This window comes from Embleya sp. NPDC008237, from assembly GCF_042956465.1.
In the GTDB taxonomy this organism is placed as follows: Bacteria; Actinomycetota; Actinomycetes; order Streptomycetales; family Streptomycetaceae; genus Embleya.
In genome coordinates, this window is the sequence record NZ_JBIBGL010000003.1 from 544993 (window position 1) to 565607 (window position 20615).

General features: G+C 72.1%; 16 protein-coding genes and 2 tRNA genes. 4 read left to right on the forward strand and 14 right to left on the reverse strand.

The genetic code is table 11. The annotated features are described in order from the left end of the window. Positions 1-33 precede the first annotated feature (33 nt). Positions 34-300, forward strand: coding sequence for a 30S ribosomal protein S20 (rpsT, locus tag ACFZBU_RS09305; protein ID WP_020553196.1), 267 nt, complete (start codon positions 34-36; stop codon positions 298-300). Positions 301-499: 199 nt separating this feature from the next. On the opposite strand, the gene holA is transcribed toward rpsT, so the two are convergent. The 8 genes from holA to ACFZBU_RS09345 all read right to left on the reverse strand — a co-directional run bounded on the left by holA (position 500) and on the right by ACFZBU_RS09345 (position 13921). Further along, positions 500-1489: a DNA polymerase III subunit delta gene (gene holA / locus ACFZBU_RS09310; RefSeq protein WP_391583078.1), complete on the reverse strand. Its 990-nt coding sequence runs from the start codon at positions 1487-1489 to the stop codon at positions 500-502. A gap of 451 nt (positions 1490-1940) precedes the next feature. Next, positions 1941-5036 (reverse strand): ComEC/Rec2 family competence protein, encoded by a 3096-nt coding sequence (locus ACFZBU_RS09315; protein WP_391582863.1) that lies wholly within the window; start codon positions 5034-5036, stop codon positions 1941-1943. Positions 5037-5326: 290 nt separating this feature from the next. Further along, positions 5327-6007: a helix-hairpin-helix domain-containing protein gene (locus tag ACFZBU_RS09320; RefSeq protein WP_391582864.1), complete on the reverse strand. Its 681-nt coding sequence runs from the start codon at positions 6005-6007 to the stop codon at positions 5327-5329. A gap of 547 nt (positions 6008-6554) precedes the next feature. Next, a complete protein-coding gene (locus ACFZBU_RS09325) occupies positions 6555-7400 on the reverse strand; it encodes a DegV family protein (RefSeq protein ID WP_391582865.1) in 846 nt (281 codons plus the stop codon). A 198-nt stretch (positions 7401-7598) separates the two neighbouring features. Beyond that, positions 7599-8231 carry a hypothetical protein gene (locus ACFZBU_RS09330; RefSeq protein WP_391582866.1) on the reverse strand — a complete coding sequence of 211 codons (633 nt, stop codon included), beginning with the start codon at positions 8229-8231 and terminating at the stop codon, positions 7599-7601. A 436-nt stretch (positions 8232-8667) separates the two neighbouring features. Then, positions 8668-11568, reverse strand: a complete 2901-nt coding sequence (leuS, locus tag ACFZBU_RS09335; protein ID WP_391582867.1) for a leucine--tRNA ligase — start codon at positions 11566-11568, stop codon at positions 8668-8670. Positions 11569-11884: 316 nt separating this feature from the next. Further along, a complete protein-coding gene (locus ACFZBU_RS09340; RefSeq protein ID WP_391582868.1) occupies positions 11885-12544 on the reverse strand; it encodes a lysoplasmalogenase family protein in 660 nt (219 codons plus the stop codon). A 399-nt stretch (positions 12545-12943) separates the two neighbouring features. Then, complete coding sequence (locus ACFZBU_RS09345) at positions 12944-13921, reverse strand: helix-turn-helix transcriptional regulator (protein ID WP_391582869.1); 978 nt, start codon at positions 13919-13921, stop codon at positions 12944-12946. Positions 13922-13983: 62 nt separating this feature from the next. On the opposite strand from ACFZBU_RS09345, the gene ACFZBU_RS09350 reads away from it, so the two are divergent. Next, entirely contained in the window at positions 13984-15156 is a 1173-nt protein-coding gene (locus ACFZBU_RS09350) for an epoxide hydrolase family protein (RefSeq protein ID WP_391582870.1), read from the forward strand. A gap of 112 nt (positions 15157-15268) precedes the next feature. Here ACFZBU_RS09350 and ACFZBU_RS09355 read toward each other — a convergent pair. From ACFZBU_RS09355 to ACFZBU_RS09365, 3 genes are all read right to left on the reverse strand, one after another. After that, positions 15269-15341: transfer RNA gene (locus ACFZBU_RS09355), tRNA-Ala, on the reverse strand. An 11-nt stretch (positions 15342-15352) separates the two neighbouring features. Continuing rightward, positions 15353-16129: a rhomboid-like protein gene (locus tag ACFZBU_RS09360; protein ID WP_391582871.1), complete on the reverse strand. Its 777-nt coding sequence runs from the start codon at positions 16127-16129 to the stop codon at positions 15353-15355. Between the two features lie 60 nt (positions 16130-16189). Continuing rightward, positions 16190-17143, reverse strand: a complete 954-nt coding sequence (locus ACFZBU_RS09365; RefSeq protein WP_391582872.1) for a GlxA family transcriptional regulator — start codon at positions 17141-17143, stop codon at positions 16190-16192. A gap of 134 nt (positions 17144-17277) precedes the next feature. On the opposite strand from ACFZBU_RS09365, the gene ACFZBU_RS09370 reads away from it, so the two are divergent. Both ACFZBU_RS09370 and ACFZBU_RS09375 read left to right on the forward strand, forming a co-directional pair. Further along, a complete protein-coding gene (locus ACFZBU_RS09370; protein WP_391582873.1) occupies positions 17278-17916 on the forward strand; it encodes an HD domain-containing protein in 639 nt (212 codons plus the stop codon). Further along, the gene (locus ACFZBU_RS09375; protein ID WP_391582874.1) at positions 17913-18365 is read left to right on the forward strand and encodes a nuclear transport factor 2 family protein; all 453 of its coding nucleotides are present in this window, start codon (positions 17913-17915) and stop codon (positions 18363-18365) included. Before ACFZBU_RS09370 ends, ACFZBU_RS09375 begins: the two co-directional genes overlap by 4 nt. Positions 18366-18414: 49 nt before the next feature. Here ACFZBU_RS09375 and ACFZBU_RS09380 read toward each other — a convergent pair whose 3' ends face one another. The 3 genes from ACFZBU_RS09380 to ACFZBU_RS09390 form a co-directional block, all read right to left on the reverse strand. Beyond that, complete coding sequence (locus ACFZBU_RS09380) at positions 18415-19404, reverse strand: SDR family NAD(P)-dependent oxidoreductase (RefSeq protein WP_391582875.1); 990 nt, start codon at positions 19402-19404, stop codon at positions 18415-18417. A gap of 190 nt (positions 19405-19594) precedes the next feature. After that, positions 19595-19667 (reverse strand) — tRNA-Ala (locus tag ACFZBU_RS09385). 145 nt (positions 19668-19812) lie between these two features. Continuing rightward, positions 19813-20574: an SDR family NAD(P)-dependent oxidoreductase gene (locus ACFZBU_RS09390; RefSeq protein WP_391582876.1), complete on the reverse strand. Its 762-nt coding sequence runs from the start codon at positions 20572-20574 to the stop codon at positions 19813-19815. Positions 20575-20615: the final 41 nt, after the last annotated feature.

Below are 20615 nucleotides of genomic sequence, written 5' to 3' on the forward strand. Positions count from 1 at the left end.
CGGATCCCGACCTAGTACTCAGAAGGCTCTTTCGTGGCGAACATCAAGTCCCAGATCAAGCGCAACAAGACGAACGAGATTGCGCGTCAGCGCAACAAGGCCGTCAAGTCGGAGCTCAAGACCTTCGTGCGCAAGGCGCGCGAGGCGGCCGAGGCCGGCAACGTCGAGCAGGCCGAGGCGCTCACCCGCCTCGCGGCCCGCAAGCTCGACAAGGCCGTCAGCAAGGGTGTCATCCACAAGAACCAGGCCGCCAACAAGAAGTCGGCGCTGGAGAAGCGTGTCGCGACGGCCAAGGCCTGATTCGCGCATCCGCACCGTGTGACACCCGAGCGCTTGCGCTCGTAGTGACTTCGAAGGCGCCGTCCCCGGATCTCTCGGGGGCGGCGCCTTTGTGGTGTCCGCGGGGGTGTGGGATGTCGCGTGTGGGCGGGCGAGCGACGTCTTCGGGCTTCCGGGTGGGGTGAGGCTGAGGGCCGGGGACGAGGGCCGAGAGTCCCGGTCAGATGTTGCGGACCGTGGAGACCGTCACGACGGCCTTCTCCAGCGCATAGGCCGGATCCGTACCGCCACCCTTGACCGCCGCATCCGCGTCGGCGACGGCGCACAGCGCGCGCACGATGCCGTCCGGGGTCCAGCCGCGCAATTGTTGCCGCACCCGGTCCACCTTCCACGGGGGCATACCCAGGTCGCGGGCCAGGTCGTTGGGCCGGGCATTGCGCGGGGCGGCCCCGACCCGAGCGATCTGCCGCACACTCTGCGCGAGCGCACTGGTGACCATGACCGGCGCGACACCGACCGAAAGCGCCCAGCGCAACTGCTCCAGCGCCTCGGCGGTACGGCCCTCGACGGTCTTGTCGGCGACGGTGAAGCTGGACGCCTCGGCGACCCCGCTGTAGTAGCGCGCGACCACTTCCTCGTCGACCACGCCGTCGGTGTCCGCCATCAGCTGGCTGCACGCGGACGCCAATTCGCGCAGGTCGTTGCCGATCGCCTCGACCAGCGTGCGGCAGGCGTCCTCGGTGAGCGAGCGACCTGCGATCCGGAACTCGGACCGGGCGAAGGCGACCCGATCGCCGACCTTGGTGACCTTGGGGCACGTGACCTCGCGCACGCCGACCTTGCGGACGGCGTCCAGGAGGTTCTTGCCCTTGGGTCCGCCGAGATGGGCGAGCACGAGCACGATCTCGTCGGCCGGATCGGCGATCAGCTTCTTGACCTCGCCGGCCAGGTCCGCCCCGAGGTCCTGCGCGGACCGGATCACGATGACCTTGCGCTCGCCGAACAACGACGGACTGGCCAATTCGGACAACATCCCCGCCTGCAGCGCGCCCGGCGCGAGGTCGCGCACATCGGCATCGGGGTCCAGCGCCCGCACGGCGCGCACCACTTCGCCGATCGCCCGATCCACCAGCAATTCCTCGGGCCCGACGACGAGCGTCACAGGCGCGAGCGGGTCATCCTGCATTCTCCTGGCCACCCGACCAAGCATCCCACGCCCGACGGACACCGATCCCCCGACGCCGGGTGATCACCACACACCCGAGGAGCGGCGGATGCGCACGCGGTCACCACGTCGAATACGGACGGCGGCGCCGCTCGCCGCCCTGTGCGGGTTCGGCGGCGGACGGTCGGTCGCCGTCGATCGGAACGGCACCCGCACAGGGCGGCGACTCAGGCCGTAGGCCGGACATGCGCGGGCGACGCGGAGCGGGTCGCCGTCCATCGGGACAGGAAAAGCAAGACCTGCCCGAGCCGATGCGCGGCGCCCACAGTGCGCTACGCGCACCCGATCCCCACGCGAAGCAGCCACCCGCAACCCGAAAGGAACCCACACGGGCGGCATGCGGAGCATGCCATGCACTGCACGCACGCCCAAGCAATGCGCGGTAGCCGCCGATCGCGGCCGAACCCGCGCGGGAGGCGGCGGGGGCGGGCAGCCGTCACGGGCGGACGCGACGTCCGGCACCACCACGGGCGTGAGGGCGGGTGACCGGTCTGCCACACCGGCCGGAGCCGAACCCGCGCGGGAGACGGCCGGCGCGGGTGCCGGCGGGAGCGGATGGCCGTGGTCGGGCAGGGGCAATGACCTGCACCGACGCAGGGATGGGGGCGGGTGGGTGGTCGGCGCGGGTGGCTGTGTCGGGGCCGCGGGCCACCGCGTTCAGATGGGTCGGAGAGCCGGATACCGCGATCGGGCCGTCGGTGTCGGTGCGCAGGAGGCGGGCGCCGGTGGCCGCCACCAGGGCGCGGGCGGAGGGGGACGGATGGCCGTACGGGTTGCCCTTACCCACCGAGACGAGCGCGAGGCGTGGGTGCAATCCGAGTACGAGCCCCGGATCCTGGCGGGCCGAGCCGTGATGAGCGACCTTGAGCACGTCCACCCGTACCCCGGCCAACCGCGCCCGCAGCACCTCTTGGGCCTCGGTCTCGGCATCCCCCGTAAGCAACATCCGAACGCCGTGCCGCTCCGCAAGGACCACGAGACTCGCGTTGTTGGCCACCGACCCACCCGGCACGCTCCCCACCGGAAGTCCCGGCGCTGCTGCCCACTCCCGTACGTCGGGCCCAACCGGTACGTCCGATGGCGACGAAGCGGGCCCCCGACCCGGGCCCTCGGCCCTGGTGGCCGGAGGGTTGGGCGGCGGGGCCGGAGTCGGTCCGGAGGCAGGGGGTGGGCTGGGCGAACGGGCTTCGGAGAGTGGGGAGTTGGGGCGGGTGGGTGTCCCGGGTGCGGGTCTGGGGCGTGGGGTGTTCGGGGGTGGGGTGAGGGTTTGCCAGGTCAGGGCGGCCCGGGTGCGGCGTTCGCCGTCGGTGGGGGTGGAGAGCGGGATGCCGGCGGCAGCGGCCCAGCGGCGGACTCGGATGACCTCGGCCATCGGTTCGAGGACCGACGTGCCCTGGATCAGGCCCACCGCGCGACCGCGCAACGCGCCCGGCAGGCCCTCGACATGGTCGGCGTGGAAGTGGCTGAGCAGGATCAGCGGCAGGCGCCGGATCCCGAGGTCGCGCAGGCAACGATCGACCGCATGCGGGTCGGGTCCGGCGTCGATCAGGATCCCGGTGCCGGGGCCCGCGTTGAGCACGATGGCATCGCCCTGGCCGACGTCGCACATCACCAGGTGCCAGTTCGGGGGCGGCCAGCCGGTCAGCGGGCGGACCACGGCCGGCGGGCGCAGCAGGAGCACCACCGCGAGTGTGGCGAGCAGCGCGGCGGTCATGGCGCGCGGCCATCCGGTGGGTCGAGTCGACCGTGGACGGCGCAGGACACGCAGCGTCGGCACGGCCGCGACGGTGATCGCCGCGAGCACCACACCGCCGAAGACGCCGGTCGGCCAGGTGACGGCCGCGCCGGGCAGCGCGGCGCCGGTGTGGGCCACGGTCACGATCCACCGGATCGGCCAGGAAGCCAGCCACGCGGCCGACTGCGCAAGCGGTAGGCATACCGGCGCCGTCACCAGGGCGACGAAGCCGAGGATCGTGGCCGGCGCGACCGCGAACTCGGCGAGCAGGTTGCACGGGACGGCCATCAGGCCGACCCGGCCCGCAAAGGTCACCACGAGCGGTCCGCACACGGCCTGCGCGGCCAGTGGCACGGCGACCATGACCGCAGCCCACTTCGGCCAACCTCGGGCACACAGCCGCGCCGCCCAGTGCGGCGCGAGCAACAACAGCGCACCCGTGGCCAGTACGGACAACGCGAATCCGTACGAGCGGGCCAGGGTCGGATCGAACAGCACCAGGCCCAGCACGGCGACGGCCAGCGCAGGAAGCCCGCGCCGGGGCCGGCCGGTGTACAGCGCGACCACGGTGACCAGACCCATCACCGCGGCGCGCAGCACGCTCGGTTCGGGCCGAGCCACGACCACGAAGCACGCCACGGCCACCGCGCCCGTGATGGGCAGCGCCCGACCGCGCAGACCGCTGCGGCGGAGCACCAGGAGGACGAAGCCCAACAGGATCGTGATGTTGGTGCCGCTCACCGCCGTCAGGTGGGTGAGTTCGGTGGTCTGGAAGTCGGCTTCGAGGTCGGCGGGCAGCATGCTCGTATCGCCGACCACCAGACCCGGAAGCAGACCGCGGGCAGCGGGCGGCAGGTCCGCACACGCCGCGCGGAGGTCGGCACGAAGCCGCCCCGCGAAGCGCTGGTGAGCCGCGGGAACGCCGATGCGCTCCGGGGCGGACCGCACCAGGAGAAGGGCCCGCCCGTCCCGCCCCGGAACGAGGCGACCATGGACCCGGATCGGCGTACTCGGAAGCAGACCCATCCAGGACCCGGCCTCGGCCCCGCTGACCATGACGGTGACGGGGGTACGAACTCGCGTACCAAGCGGGCCAGTCGGGCCAGTCGGGCCCAGGAGGCCGGGTCGGCCGGATCGGCTACCGGCTGGGCCGAGTTGGACCGGTGCGCCGAAGCTACCCGACAGTTCGGATCGGCCGAATCGGCCACCGACCAGGCCGGGTTGGGCAGGTCGGCCGGACCGGAGCAGGTTGCCCGACGGGTCGGATCGGCCGTCGGCTGGGTCGGGTTGGGCTGGTTGGGCTGGTTGGTCGGGCCGGATCAGGTTGCCTGTCGGGTCGGGGCGGCCGGGTTGGGTCGGTGGGGTTGGTGCGGTGCTCAGGTGGTCGATGCGCGCGGCGAAGATCGTGGGTGGTTGGCCGAGTTCGCTGCCTCGGACGCGGGTGACGCGGCGTTCCGGGTCGGTGCGTACGGTCAGGTCGACGGTGGCCTCGGTGCGGTGGCGGGCAGCGGCGGCGACGGGGCCGGCCCGGTCGGCGGCGGTGCGCAGGCCGGCCACCAGGCCGCCGGCCGCGAGGCATACGAGGACGACGGCGAGGACCGCCCGGCGACGGATGGTGGGCACACGCGCGAGCGCGGCGGCGCCGAGGACTGCGCAGGCGCTCGTGGTCGTGGTGGCCCAGAGGGGAACCAGCGGCGCGGTCCACGCCGCTGCCCAGGCGGCGATCGCGCCGGGAAGCAGCCGAGCATCCGTCGGCCGCTCGCGCCGGCCGGCGGGAGTCGGACGGCTACGGACCATGAGCGGCAGTCACGTCTCGGTCGGGCCGAGAGCATCCCCGCCCGCGCCCCCGTCGCGTTTCGGCACGGAGACCACGGAAACCACGGAAACGGCGGTGGCCACGGATGTACCGACTCGGACCGGACCCGACCGGACCCCGCGCTCCTGCCCCACCGTCGAACCCATCCCGACTCCGCAACCCACCGACGGCCGCGCTCCGCGCCCCTCGCAGGCCTGCACCGGGCGGAGCCGGCGGTCGCGGTGCAACGCCGGGCAGGTGGGCGGGCGATCCATGCCTGCGAACGGACCGCTCATACTCGGACCTTTGGTTTCAGGTCGCTGTACTTGCGCTCGCCGATCCCGCGGATCTGGCGGAGCTGGTCGATCGTGGCGAAGCGGCCGAGCTGGGTGCGCTTCTCGATGATTTGGCGGGCCAGGACCGGCCCTACGCCGGGAAGTTGCTCCAGTTGTTCGGCCGTTGCCGCGTTGATGTCGACGAGCGCGCCCGGAGCCGTCGGGCCACCCGTCGGGGTCGGAGCGACCTGGATCGGGGCGCCCGGGACACCGACCGGGATCTGTTCGCCGTCGGCCAGTGGGCGGGCCAGGTTCAGCGTGGCCAGATCCGCCGCCGGCAGCGCACCTCCCGCGGCCTGTACCGCGTCCGCCACCCGCGCCCCCGGCGGCAACACCACCACCCCCGGACGCGCCACCTTCCCGGCCACGTGCACCGTGATCGGCCCGACCGCGGGCGCCGGTCCGGCAGCCGACGACGGCGCCGGCGAGCCTGCCGTCGTCGCGAACCCCGGCGCCGGGACGCCCGTCGCCTGCCCGGCCGGCGCGGGCGCCGCCACACTCTGCGGACGCGCCCGCCACCATCCGCCCACCGCAAGGGCAACCGCCACCAGTGCGAGCACCGCGACCGCGGCCACCGCACGCCGATCCACGCCCACCCGCAGTCGAGCCGGCAGCCGATCCGCGACCGCCTCGGCCATCCGCCGCCCGGGGGCCGGCCCCCGAGGGGCATCCGGCTCCCCCGACCCGAGCAGCGCGGCGACCCGCTCGGCACTCGACCGCGGCAACGCCGAGGACGCACGGTCGGGCGACGCAAGATCGTGCGACTCACGATCAGGGGAGGCACGAGCAGGGGAGGCACGGCCAGGCGAGGCGCGACCGGAAGACGCATGTCCGGCGGACGGCGCCCAACGCCCGAGAACCGAAAAGCCGGGCGGCGGCGAAGAGGCGAAGGACGACGGCGACGGGGACGGGGACGGCGGGGACGAGAACGGCGGCGGTGAAGAAGGCGGTGGCGATGACGGAAACGAGGACGAAAACGAGGGCGGCGATCCGGACATGCCTCGAAGCTAGGTCTCCCCGCTCACCCGCTCCCGCTCACCGAATCCGCCTGTGCACAACCCGGCAGGCTGTGGAAACGGAACCCACCCACGTGGGTGACCCAACCCCCAACCCAGCCCCATCACACCCCGAGCAACCCGACCAAACCCGACCAAACCCGACCCCAACCCCATCCGCCCCCACCTCTCACCGAGGCGCAACCACCACCGCCAACAACCCCGGCCCCGCATGCGCGCCGATCACCGCGCCCACCTCGCTCACATACAGCTCCCCCAGCCCGGGCAACCGCTCCCGCAACCGCCCGGCCAGCGCCTCCGCGCGCTCCGGACTGGCCAGGTGATGCACCGCGACGTCGACCTCCCCGGCCCCCGCCCGCTCCACCGCCAACTCCTCCAGTCGGCTGATCGCGCGCGTCGCCGTGCGGACCTTCTCCAGCGGCCCGATCAACCCGTCGCTCACGTGCAACAGCGGCTTGACCGCCAGCGCCGTGCCCATGAACGCCGCCGCCGCCCCGATCCGCCCGCCCCGGCGCAGATACTCCAGCGTGTCCACGTAGAACAGCGCGGACGTGGTCTGCGCGCGCTTCTCCGCCGCGATCGCCGCCTCCTCCAGGGATGCGCCGTCGGCCGCCGCCTCCGCCGCGGCCAGCACGGAGAAGCCCATCCCCATGCCCAGCGTGCGCGAGTCCACCACGCGCACCGGCACGTCGGCGTCCCGCGCCGCGAGCAGCGCGGCCTCGTACGTGCCGGACAACTCGCCGGAGAGGTGGATCGAGACGATGCCCGTCGCGCCCTTCTCGGCGAGTTCGCGATAGACCTCGGCAAACGTCTCGGGCGCCGGGCGCGACGTGGTCACCACCCGACGCCCGCGCAGCGCGTCGGTGAGTTGGGCGGGCGTGGCCTCGATGCCGTCGTCCAGCGGCCGTCCGCGCAGGACGACCTTGAGCGGGACCACCACGAGGCGGTGCCGCTCCACGAGCTCCTCGGGTAGGTAGGCCGTGGAGTCCGTGACCACGGCAAGATCGGTCGGCATCGTCGGCATGAGCGGGCAACCACCCGGATGTGAGACGACAGGGGGGCGGGGTCGGTGTCTCGGCTACCCCGTGTCGGGTCGCTGAGTCGAGACACCACATTCAATATTCGGTCACCATGCCACGCCCCGACGCGCGGGTGACGCGCGCCGCGGTGCGGCCGGCGCGTCCCGTCGTCGGGGCCCGCCGGCGGCGGCTGCTCAGGTCAGCCGCTTGCTCTCGGATCGGCTCTCGTCCGCGTGTGCGCGCAGGGCCGCGGCCTCGCGCTCGACGTCCGTGCCGAGCCGGTCCAACTCGTCCTCGCCCAGGTGGCGTTCGCGATCCTGGACGGCCCACCGCAGCGAGGCCGCAGCGTGCTCGATGCGGTCCGCGCGGTCCTTGAGGCCGGGCAACTCGCGGGCGACCCGGTCCCGATCGGGCTCGCGCTCGACCAGCTTGAGATCGGTGTCCAGGGCCTTGGCGAATTCGTCCAGCCGACGCAGCAGCGCGACCGCGTCGGAGAGCTGCGCATCCTGCGCGTAGCCCGCTTCCAGCACCCGGCGGGTCTGGTCCAGCGAACGCCGCATCGACCCGCGCATGCGCGCCGCCTCGCCCGCACCACCCGTGAGGGTGTACGCACGGGCCTTGGACGTGGCGTCCTCCACGAGGCCGCGGACCCGGGGCGCATGCCGGTCGATCCGGCGGCGCACCGCCCGCCGCGTCATCGTGATCAGGCCCACCACGACGCCCACGAGCACGAGACACGCGAGCACACCGGCGCCCAGCACGACGCCGAAGGTCTCGGCGCCATCGGCCAACGAGTCGGTGGTCGCGGGAACGTCGGCGAGGGCCACGAGGCGTCTCCTGCCTGGTCGGGGCCGGAAGGTGTCCCCTCACACTAACGCCGCCGGGCCGCTCCGATACGCACGCGGCGGAAAACACCGCGTTCCAGACCGATCGTCACCGACCGGAAACGGTCCGGACACAGCCCGGAAATCGCTTACCGCGCACGACCGACCGCCCACCGAACGAGCGGCCGACCCCACCGACGGAGGCCGACGGGAAGCGGACCGTAAGCCCCCCGGAAGCCATCCGGACACGGCCCGGGAATCGCCCACCAGGCACGGCCGACCGCCCGCCGAACAGGCGGTCGGCTCCCACCGACCACCCCACCCGGCAGGCGACCGACCCACCCGACCGACCCCGACTGACTCCCACCGACCGATGCCAACCGACCAGCCGACGCCAACCGACACCAGCCGCCCCCATCGACCGACCCACCCCACCGACCTAAGCCGGAACGATGTTCACCAGCTTCGGCGGCTTGACGATCACCATCCGCACCCCGGCCCCGTCCAGCGCGGACAGCACCGTCGGATCGGCCAGCGCCAGCGCCTTCAGCTCGTCCTCGCCGATGCTCGGCGGGACGTCCAGGCGGGCCCGTACCTTGCCCTTGATCTGCACGACGCAGGTGACCGTGTCCTCGACCAGGTAGGCCGGGTCCGCCTGCGGGAACGCCTCGTAGGTGACCGTGTCGCCGTGCCCCAGCCGGGACCACAGCTCCTCGGCCACGTGCGGCACCAGCGGCGCGACCATCAGGACCAGCTTCTCCGCGATCTCGCGCGGCACGGCCGGCAGCTTGACCAGCGCGTTGTTCAGCTCGATCGCCTTGGCGATGGCGGTGTTGAAGCGCAGCGCGTCCATGTCCCGCCGCATGCCGTCGATCGCCTTGTGGGTGGCCCGCAGCGTGGCCTCGTCGGCCGGCTCGTCGACCACGGTCGGCATGCCCGTGCGCTCGTCCACCATGTTGCGCCACAGCCGCTGCAGGAAGCGGTACGAGCCGACCACCGCGCGGGTGTCCCACGGCCGGGAGATCTCCAGCGGGCCCATCGACATCTCGTACAGGCGCAGCGTGTCCGCGCCGTACTCCTCGGCCATCTGGTCGGGCGTCACCGAGTTCTTCAGCGACTTGCCCATCTTCCCGTACTCGCGGCTGACCGCCTGCTCGCCCAGGAAGAACTTCCCGTCCCGCTCCTCGACTTCGCTCGCCTCGACGTACACGCCGCGCTCGTCCTTGTACGCGAACGCCTGGATGTAGCCCTGGTTGAACAGCTTGTGGAACGGCTCGGACGAGGACACGTGGCCCAGGTCGAACAGCACCTTGTGCCAGAAGCGCGAGTACAGCAGGTGCAGCACCGCGTGCTCGACGCCGCCGACGTACAGGTCCACGCCGCCGGTGTGACCCTCGTGCCTCGGCCCCATCCAGTACTTCTCGACCTCGGGGTCGACCAGCGCCTCGGTGTTGGTCGGGTCCAGGTAGCGCAGCTCGTACCAGCACGAACCGGCCCAGTTGGGCATGGTGTTGGTCTCGCGGCGGTACTGCCGGGGCCCATCGCCCAGGTCCAGCGTGACGTTCACCCAGTCGGCGTTGCGCGACAGCGGCGTCTCCGGCTTGGTGTCCGCGTCGTCCGGGTCGAAGGTGCGCGGGCGGTAGTCGTCGATCTCGGGCAGCTCGACGGGCAGCATCGAGTCCGGCAGCGCGTGCGCGACACCGTCCTCGTCGAACACGATCGGGAACGGCTCGCCCCAGTAACGCTGCCGGGAGAACAGCCAGTCGCGCAGCTTGAAGTTGATCGTGCCCTCGCCGATGCCGCGCTCGGCCAGCCACTCGGTGATCGCCTTCTTGGCGTCGACCACGCCCAGGCCGTCCAGGGAGATGCCCTCGCCGGAGCTGTTCACCAGCTTCGCGTCGTAGGACACGAACGCGTCGGCCCAGTCGGTGGTGTCGTCGATCGAGCGCTCGTCGGTGGGCTGCACCACGCAGCGGATCGGCAGCTCGAAGGCGCGCGCGAACTCGAAGTCGCGGTGGTCGTGCGCGGGCACCGCCATGATCGCGCCGGTGCCGTAGCCCATCAGCACGTAGTCGGCGATGAAGACCGGCACCCGCGCGCCGTCGACCGGGTTGGTCGCATAGGCGCCGGTGAAGACGCCGGTCTTGTCCTTGCCCTCGCTCTGTCGCTCGACGTCGCTCTTGGAGCCGGCGAATCGGCGGTACGCCGCGACCGCCTCGGCCGGGGTGGCCGCGCCGCCCGTCCACACCGCCGGGATGCCCTCGGGCCAGGCGTCCGCAACGATGGCGTCGACCAGTTCGTGCTCCGGCGCCAGCACCATGTAGGTGGCGCCGAACAGCGTGTCGGGCCGGGTCGTGAAGACCTCGATCGGCGCCGCGTCGGTCGCGAAGGAGACCTTGGCGCCCTCGGATCGGCCGATCCAGTTGCGCTGCATGATCTTGATCGGCTCGGGCCAGTCCAACTTGTCCAGGTCGCCCAGCAGGCGGTCGGAGTACGCGGTGATCCGCATCATCCACTGCCGCAGGTTGGACTTGAACACGGGGAAGTTGCCGCGCTCGCTGCGGCCGTCGGCGGTGACCTCCTCGTTGGCCAGCACGGTGCCCAGGCCCGGCGCCCAGTTGACCGGGGCCTGCGAGACGTACGCCAGGCGGTACTCGTCCAGCACGGCCGAACGCTCGGTGCCGGTCAGGTCGGCCCACGCGCGCCCGTCCGGGGTGGCCCGGTCGCCCTTCTCGAACTGCTCGACCAGTTCGGCGATCGGGCGGGCACGACCGACGCCGCCGTCCGCACCGGGCGCCTCGGGGTCGTACCAGGAGTTGAAGATCTGCAGGAAGATCCACTGCGTCCAGCGGTAGTACGCCGGGTCGGTGGTGGCCACCGAGCGGCGCTGGTCGTGGCCCAGGCCCAGCCGGCGCAGCTGGCGGCGCATGTTGGCGATGTTCGCCTCGGTGGTCACCCGCGGGTGCGTGCCGGTCTGCACCGCGTACTGCTCGGCGGGCAGGCCGAACGCGTCGTAGCCCAGGGTGTGCAGCACGTTGTGGCCGGTCATGCGCTTGAACCGGGCGTATACGTCGGTCGCGATGAAGCCCAGCGGGTGTCCGACATGCAGGCCCACACCCGAGGGGTAGGGGAACATGTCCATCACCATCATCTTGGGCCGGCCGGCGACCTTCTCCGGCTCGGCCAGCGGACCGGCCGGGTTCGGCGCCTCGAACGTGCCGTCGGCCTCCCAACGGTCCTGCCACCGCGCCTCGATGTCGCCCGCCAGGACGGCGTTGTAGCGGTAGGGCTCGGTCGGGGCGTCGGTGTTGCCGGCAGAACCCTGCGTCATCTCGGTCATCGTCCTCAACCATCGGGGTGTGGGCAGCCTTCGGCTGCTTCCGGTTTCGTCGCTTGCGCGAAGCGACCGTTTCTGGAAACGAAAAGACCCCTCGCTCAGGAGGGGTCGCCGCGCCGAGTCGGGTGGGAGCGGTCCTCCACCCGGCCTGCTCAGCGCGGCCCGGTAAGCAGCAGTACGGCACGCATGCCCTCAGGTTACCGCAGGCGGCCCGAGGTTACTTCAATACGGTCGCGGCCCGGTGGCAGTACCCGGGCCGACGCGGTCACGGTCCCGAGGCGGCCACCACGATCCCCGGCCCCGCGCCGCCCCGGTCCGGTCACAGCCCCGGAGCCGGCCCGGTGGACAGCGACAACACCAGCAACATCTGGGCGAGGTGGTAGGCGACCACGATCAACACCGGCGCGTACGGCGTCGGGGCACGGAACCGGTTCCAGCCGACCAGGGTGTCGGAGACGTAGAACAGGAACGCGCCGGCCACCGCACTCGGTCGGCCGGTGGCCGCCGCGGCGACCACCATCAGCGAGACCACGCCGACGTAGAGCAGCACCATGCCGACGTAGGTGGGCGCGCTCTCGCGTGCGCCGGTGACCAGGCGCACCGCGTAGGCAGCCGCCGCGAACAGCACGACCACGATGCCGGCGGCGGCCCACAACCAGGACCACCCCATGCGTTGGAAGCCCGCGACGTAGCCGACGTGGGCGAGCAGCGAGGCCGCGACCGCGCCGGCGAACCAGCGCGGGGCGAGCAGGTCGCGCAGCAGCGACAGCGCGAGCGCGACGCTGAACAACGCGCGCAGTGCCCCGTCGACCTCGTCGAACGACCAGACGACGACCACCAGGGCACAGATCACCGCGGCCTTCAGGAGGCGATCGAGGGGGAGCCGATCGAGCGGGAGGCGTCCCCGCGCGACGACCACCCAGTCGGCGACCGCGAGCAGGCTCGCGAGCACCAGCACGAGTACTGCGGTGAGGGTCACGTCCGGCGACACTACTGGCCGGAAACCGGACCATTCGCCCACTCGTTCGACCCGTCACGCAACCGTGACGGGAAAGACCTCAATCGTGATCACCCGGTGCCCGAGGAACCGGTCCGCGCCCGCTCACCCGCCCGCCCGCGCCCGCTCGGATCCGACCGATCAGGGCTCCCGACGAGCGGCCGGACCGCACCTGCGCGCGGCCGCACTCACATGCGCTCGAAGCGGTGGAACAGTTCCCCGTCGGTGACCGCCGCGTCGTGGGCGGCGAGTTCGACCCGGGCGGCATGTCGGAGCCGACCAGGGGCACGTACGTGGCGACGGCCGTCGAGCGGGTGCGGCTCGCACTGCTCGTACCGTTCGCGATCGACATCGACTCGGCCTCGCCGGTGCGCCGAGTGTTCACGCCTGCGGCGGATGCGGCGGTGTCGCTCGGGTGTAGCGGGTGGCCAAGGTGCGTAGGTGGGCGACCAGTTCCGGGGGGTCGGTGACGTCGAAGTCGTGGCCGAGCATGCCCAGGTGCACGGCCAGGTTGTCGAGCGAGTCGGCGCCGGTGTCCAGGACGCAGGTGTCGGCGTCGATCGGCTCGACCGTGCCGACGGCCGGGTTGATCCGGTCCAGGATCTCGGCGGCAGGCGCGTGCACGAGGACGCGGGCGCGGTGGCGCCACGCGGCGGCGGAGACCTTGCCCGCGACGTAGGTCGCCGCGTCGCCGTCCGGGTCCTCGCGCGGCGCGAACCTGGGGCCGGTGGGGGTGCGCGGGGTGATCCGGTCGACCCGGAAGGTGCGCCAGTCGTCGCGGTCCACGTCCCACGCGACCAGATACCAGCGTCGGCCCCAGTTGACCACGCGTTGCGGCTCGACGGTGCGCCGGGTGACCTCCCCGGCGTGGTCGAGGTAGTCCAGGCGCAGTCGCTCGCGGTCCCGGCAGGCCGCGACCAGGGCGGTGAGCACGTCGGTGTCCACCTTCGCGCTCGGCCGGTCCGCGGGCACCGGCACCGCGTACCGCTGCAACGTCCGCACCCGTCGGCGCAGCCGCGCCGGCAGTACCTGTTCCAGTTTGGCCAGTGCCTGTATGGAGGTCTCCTCCATGCCCGCCATCGCGCCTCGGGCGACCGTGCCCAGCCCGATGGTGACCGCGACCGCCTCGTCGTCGGTCAACAGCAGCGGCGGCATCGCGGCGCCTGCGGCCAGCCGATAGCCGCCGGTGGACCCGCGGGTGGCATCGACCGGGTAGCCGAGTTCGCGCAGCCGCTCGACGTCCTTGCGGATCGTGCGACCGGTCACGCCCAGGCGTTCGGCCAGTTCCGAACCGGGCCACTCCCGCGAGGTCTGGAGCAGGGACAACAGGCGCAGCAGGCGCGCGGAGGTTTCCAACATTTTCTCAGCCTGACGCTTCAATAGGAACGTAGTGTTCCCAATGGGATCCTAGTCTTCTTCTCATGGAGACCAGCAGCAACACCGCAGCCGAGACCGTCACCGCCGACGCCACCGCGATCCGCCCCTTCCGGATCGGGATCGCCCAGGCCGATCTCGACGACCTGCGCGATCGCCTCGCCCGCACCCGCTGGGCCGCCGACGTCCCGGGCGTGCCCGGCTGGACGCGCGGGGTGCCGGCGGACTACCTCCGGGGGCTGGCGGCGTACTGGGCGGACGGATTCGACTGGCGCAAGGCGGAGGCCCGGCTGAACGAGTTCCCGCAGTTCGTCACCGAAATCGACGGCCAGGACGTCCACTTCGCACACGTGCGCTCGGCCCGGCCCGACGCCCCCGCGCTGTTGTTGATCCACGACTGGCCGGGCTCGTTCGTGCAGTTCGTCGACGTGATCGAGCCGCTGTCGCGCGACTTCCACGTCGTGGTCACCGACACCCCGGGAGTCGGCTTCTCCGGCCCGCTGTCCGGTCCCGGGTGGAACACCGGCCGGATCGCGGGTGCGTTCACCGAGTTGATGGCGCGCCTGGGCTACGCGCGCTACGGCGTGCAGGGCAACGGTGGCGGTGCGTGGATCGCCGGTGAGATGGGTCGGATCGCGCCGGAGAACGTCATCGGGATCCACGTCAACGGCCTGGTCACCTTCCCGTCCGAGGACCCGGCCGACTTCGTCGGGTTGACCGAGGGCGAACAGTCCAGGCTCGCCCGGCTCCAGGAGTTCCGGGACGACAAGATGGGCTTCAACGCGATCCAGTCGACCCGGCCGCAGACGCTCGCCCACGGGCTGCACGACTCCCCGGTCGGCCAGCTCGCGTGGATCGTGGAGAAGTTCAAGGAGTGGACGGACGCCGCGAGCGAGCTGCCCGAGGACGCGGTGGACCGGGACACCCTGCTCACGAACATCAGCCTGTACTGGTTCACCGGCACGGCCGGTTCCTCGGCCAACCTCTACTACGAGATGGCGCACGACCCGAGTGCGTGGGCACCCAAGGAGCGCGGCACGGTACCGACGGCGGTGGCCGTGGCGCTGCCGTCGGACGTGGCGATCCGTCGGTTCGCCGAACGCGACCACAACGTGGTGCGCTGGACCGAGTTCGAGCGGGGTGGCAACTTCCTGTCGCTGGAGCAGCCGGAGCTGCTGATCGGCGACATCCGGGAGTTCTTCGCGGAGCTGGAGCGGTAACGCTCGTCGAACCGATCGGGCGGGCCGAAGCGCACGGGCGGGCGCGAACCGATCGGGCGACCCGAAACGACCGAAGGCCGCTTCCTGAGGGAAGCGGCCTTCGGGATTGCCGTGGAGCTACGGAGAATTGAACTCCGGACCTCTTGCATGCCATGCAAGCGCTCTACCAACTGAGCTACAGCCCCGCGTGAATACGTCACAAGTCTACCGGGTCGGCCGCAGTGCTCACGACCAAGGGGGTCCGCAGCGGCGCCGGTTTGCGCAGCGGCCCGACCATCCGCAACAGCACTGCGGCGGCCAGGCCGCACAGCGTCGCGAACAGGTGGCCGAAGTCCCAGATGGTGTGGTCCACGATCACCGGCAGGCCGACCGAGACGAACATCACCGCGGCGCCCGCGAGCCGGATCCAGCCGGACATGATCAGCACCGCCGCCGCGCACGAGCCCACCTCGACGTAGCTCACCCCCACATCGGTCGCGAACGCGATCCTGTCCGGGAGACGGCCCGCCTCGATCGCCCCCTTCTCCACGGCGGCCGTCAACAACGACCCGAACACGTGCCCGCTCGCCCCGATCAACAACATCCTGGGCGACCCGTAGCGGCGTTCCGCCCAGGCCACCAGCGTGCCGAACACGACCACGTAGCCGGCCAGTCCCGAGCCGTGGTCGGCGACCCAGAACGCGCTGGTGAGCAGCGCCTCCAGCGGATCGTCGCCGAGCCGGAACAGGTTGGTGCTGTTCAGCTTGGTGAGCAGGTCGATCAGCCGGGGCGGCGACGTGCGTTGCACCACGGTGGACGCGGTGAAGACGGCGATGTAGGTGAAGGTGATCGGCGCGGACAACACCCACGCGTGCAACCGTGCGGTCCACGGGCTCAGCACCCGCACGCAGCGCCGGGCCCAGCCCCAACGGCGGCCGAGACCGCGTAGTACGTACCACGCGACGACAAGGCCCAGCCCGAGTCCGACGGTCACCCGCCTCCGGTGCCCGCACACGATCGAACGCAATCGTGGGGGGTGGCATGGGGCGCGGCACTACGCCGTGGTGCGGAAGCGGGCGCGGTAGGTGGAGGGGGTGATGCCGAGGCGGCGGAGGAAGGCGCGGCGGAGCGACTCGTCGCTGCCGAGGCCGCTGTGGGTGGCGGCAGCGGTGACCGTGGCGCCGGCGGCCAGGAGGGATTGGGCTGCCTCGATGCGCACGGCCTCGACGTAGACCGCGGGGGTCGAGCCGACCCGCTCGTGGAACAGGCGGGTGAGGTGGCGTGGGCTGAAGCCGCTCAGCCGGGCGAGTGCGGGCAGCGAGTGGTCGGCCGCCGGGTCCGCGGCCACCGCGTCCAGGACCGGGCGCAGCGGGTCGTCGGCGCCGGCGCGGGCCCGGGAGGGCACCGAGAACTGCGATTGGCCGCCCGGTCGGCGCAGGAACACCACCAGGTCGCGGGCCACCTCGCGGGCCAGATCGGCGCCCTCGTCGGCCTCGACCAGGGCCAGTGCGAGGTCGATGCCGGCGGTCACCCCCGCGGACGTGTAGACCGAGCCGTCCCGGACGAAGATCGCGTCCGGCTCGACCGAGACGCTCGGATACCGCCTGGCCAGCACCGCCGTGTGCCGCCAGTGCGTCACGGCCCGACGCCCGTCGAGCAGCCCCGCCCGGGCGAGCAGGAACGCGCCGGTGCACACCGACGCGATCCGCCCGGAGGTCGCGGCGAGCGCGGTCACCGCCTCCAGGAGTTCCGCCGACGGCGCCCGGTGCGGGAAGTCGACCGACCCCGGCACGACCAGCGTGTGGGCGCCGTCGATCTCCGTCGCGGCCGCGTCGACCACCAGCCGGGTGCCCGCCGACGTGGTCACCGGCGCGCCGGTCGGCGAGCACAGCGTCAGCGTGTACGCGCCGCCCAGTCGCTCGGCCGTGCCGAACACCTCCAGGGGCGCGGTCACGTCCATCAGCCGGACCCCGTCGTACCCGAGCACCGCCACGTTCCTTCGTCGCATGACCTCGACGCTACCTGGCGGCCGTGTCCGAATGCGAGGGATCGGTGTCCGGATGGACATGGCGCCGATCGGGCCCGCGGAGAGAGGCTCGAGGCACCGAAACAAGCCGCCTCACCTCGGAAAGGACCGCCCTCATGCCCGACCGCATCGCCGACGTCGACATCCCCGACAGCGCGCTCGCCAAGGAGGCCACCGAATTGGTCCGGGACACCGCCGGACCGCTGCTGTACGACCACTCGCGCCGCGTCTACCTGTTCGGCGCCCTCCAGGGACGCCGAAGAGGGCTGGACTTCGACCCCGAACTGCTCTACGTGGGCGCGATGTTCCACGACCTCGGGCTGACCGCCGGGTACCGGGCCTCGCAGCAGCGCTTCGAACTCGACGGCGCGGAAGCCGCCCGCGACTTCGTGCTGCGGCACGGCCTGTCCGCCGACCGCGCGCGGATCGTGTGGACCGCCATCGCGCTGCACACCACCCCGGAAATCCCGACCCGGATGGAGCCGGAGGTGGCACTGGTGACCGCCGGTGTCGAGCTGGACGTGCTCGGCCTGGGCCTCGACGACATCCCGGCTCCGGCGCGCGCCGCCGTGGTCGCCGCGCACCCCCGCCCGGACTTCGCGCGGCGGATCCTGCGGGCCTTCACCGAGGGCATCGAACACCGCCCGCAGACCACGTTCGGCAACGTCAAGGCCGATGTGCTCGACCGGTTCGTACCGGGCTTCGAGCGGACGAACTTCGTCGACGTGATCGAGCAGTCGGGGTGGTCCGAGTGAAGCCGCCGCTGCCCCCGTTCACCGAGGCCGACGCGCGGGCCAAGGTGCAGGCCGCCGAGGACGCCTGGAACACCCGCGATCCCGAACGCGTCGCGCTCGCCTACACACCCGACTCGGTCTGGCGCAATCGCGACCGGTTCGTCACCGGGCGCGCGGCGATCGTGGCCTTCCTGACCGAGAAGTGGGCCCGCGAGCACGACTACGCACTGCGCAAGGAACTGTGGGCGTACACCGCCGATCGGATCGCGGTGCGCTTCCAGTACGAGTGGCACGACGGCGCGGGCGGCTTCCGGCGCAGCTACGGCAACGAGTTGTGGGAGTTCGCCGAGGACGGTCTGATGCGGCGGCGCGAGGCGAGCATCAACGACGTGGTGATCACCGAGGCCGACCGCCGCATCCACGGGCCGCGCCCGGTCGAGGAACACGGGATCACTTTCCCGCTCGCGTGACCGCGCCGGGTTGGGCCCGGGCCGGGGCCGGGGCCGGGTGGAACCGGACCTATGCCTGGTCCGCGCGGCTGCCGCACTCGGCTGCCCACGGGTGGGTCAGTTCCTGGCAGCGGCGCCAGAACCAGGCCCGGTCCGGCCGGCTCTCCCGGGTCGCCGTCCGGTAGTGGGTCGGCCGCGGGGCCCGGTCCTGCCAGAACAGGCCGGTCTCGCGGCCCGGTTCGTCGGCCGCGCACAACCACACGGCGGTGTCCGCGCCCTGTTCCGGAGTGCGCAGCAGGGGCGCGGTCAGCCGGCGGAAGGTCGGCATCGACGCACGCAGGCCCGGGGTGTCCACCCACCCCGGGTGGGTGGCGTGCACGACCGGGCCGCCGGCGCCCAGGTGTTCGGCCCACAGCTCGGTGAGCACGACCTGCATGCGCTTGGTGCGCGCGTACGCGACGGTCGCCCGGTACGGGCCGCGTTGGTACTCGATGTCGTCCACCGGCAACCGCTGGGTGTACATCCCGCCCGAGCTCATCCACACCACCCGCGCGCAGGACGCGGGGTCGGCGGCCACGAGGCGGCTGAGCAGGTGCGGCCCGAGCACGTGCACGGCGAGCGACAACTCGTGCCCCTCGGCGGTCTCGGTGCGCTCGGCGGGCATCGCACCGGCGTTGTGCACCAGGGCGTGCAGCGGGCCGTGTTCGGAGCGCAGCGCCTTGGCGAACCTGGCCACGTCCGGCAGGCTGCCCACGTCGCAGCGGCGCACGGTCGCCTCGGCGCCCGGGACCCGGTCCAGCACTCGCCGACGGGCCGCCTCGGTGCGCTCCTCGTCGCGTCCGACCAGGACCACGGTCGCGCCGAGCCGGGCCAGGCCGGTCACCGCCGCCTCGCCGATGCCGGAGGACGCGCCGGTCACCACGACGGTCCGCCCCTTGAGCGCCGCCGGCTCCGGATCGCCGGGAAACCCGGTTCGCCGGCGCACCCCGTACCCGATCCGGCTGTATCCGGGCACGATCGTCCGGTCCATCGCCCGCTCCCAGAATCGACTCTCCGTCATCGCACGCTCACCTTCGTCGTAGTCACGGAGAGACAATGCCCGGTACGGGGCTTTCATACTATTTACGGCGGGCTCGGCGCCGATCCTGCCCCCACCCGTATGGCGCCCGCCTGGTCCGCCGCCCCCTCACGAAGGGCCCGGGTACGAAAAAGACCGCCTCCCGGACGGATCCGGGAGGCGGTCTTGTCTGTGGAGCTACGGAGAATTGAACTCCGGACCTCTTGCATGCCATGCAAGCGCTCTACCAACTGAGCTACAGCCCCGCTATTCAACTGGGCCGACCGGCTTACCCGCTCGACCACGAGTACTTTACACGCTCCCCCGCGCCGCATCCAAACGCCTTTGCCGGGGCCGGTCCCGGGAGGCCCCGGGGTTCGCGGTGTCTTCCCCGCGAACCCCGGAGGCGACTCAGAAGCTGCCGACGGGCCGGGTCATCCCGGCCATCGCACCGCCGTCGACGACCAGCTCGGTGCCGGTCAGGTAGGACGCCGCGTCGGAGGCGACGAAGGCGACCACCTCGGCGACCTCCTCCGGCGCGGCGATCCGGCGCAGCGGGACGGAGGGGAACCGGCCCGCACCCTGTTCCAGGCCGACCGCGGCGATCATCGGGGTGTCGATCGTGCCCGGGTGCACCGAGTTGACCCGGATGCCGTGCTCACCGACCTCCAGGGCGACCGTCTTGGACAGGCCGCGTACGGCCCACTTGGTCGCGCCGTAGGCCGCATGCCCCGGCATGCCCTCCAGGCCGGCCTGCGAGGAGATGTTGACGATCGAGCCGCCGCCGCGCTCCTTCATCGCGGGCAGCACCGCCTGCATGCCGTGCCAGACGCCGAAGAAGTTGACCTGGAGGATGCGCTCGACCCGCTCGGGCGTCTCGTCCGCGAAGCCCTTGGTCCAGTAGATCGCGGCGTTGTTGACCAGGATGTCGAGGCCGCCGAACTCGGCGACGGCGACGGCGACCACCTCGGCCCAGTCGGCCGGATCCGAGACGTCGTGCCGGACGAAGCGCGCCGCCTCGCCCAGCTCCGCGGCGATCTTCGTACCCTCCTCCACCAACAGGTCGGTCAGCACGACCCGGGCGCCGTGCGCAACGAACAGCCGGGCCTCGGCCGCGCCCTGGCCGCGTGCGGCGCCGGTGATTATCGCGACCTTGCCGGTCAGATCCGCCATGGGATGCCACCTTTCCTCGATCGATGCGAACGCTGCGACGG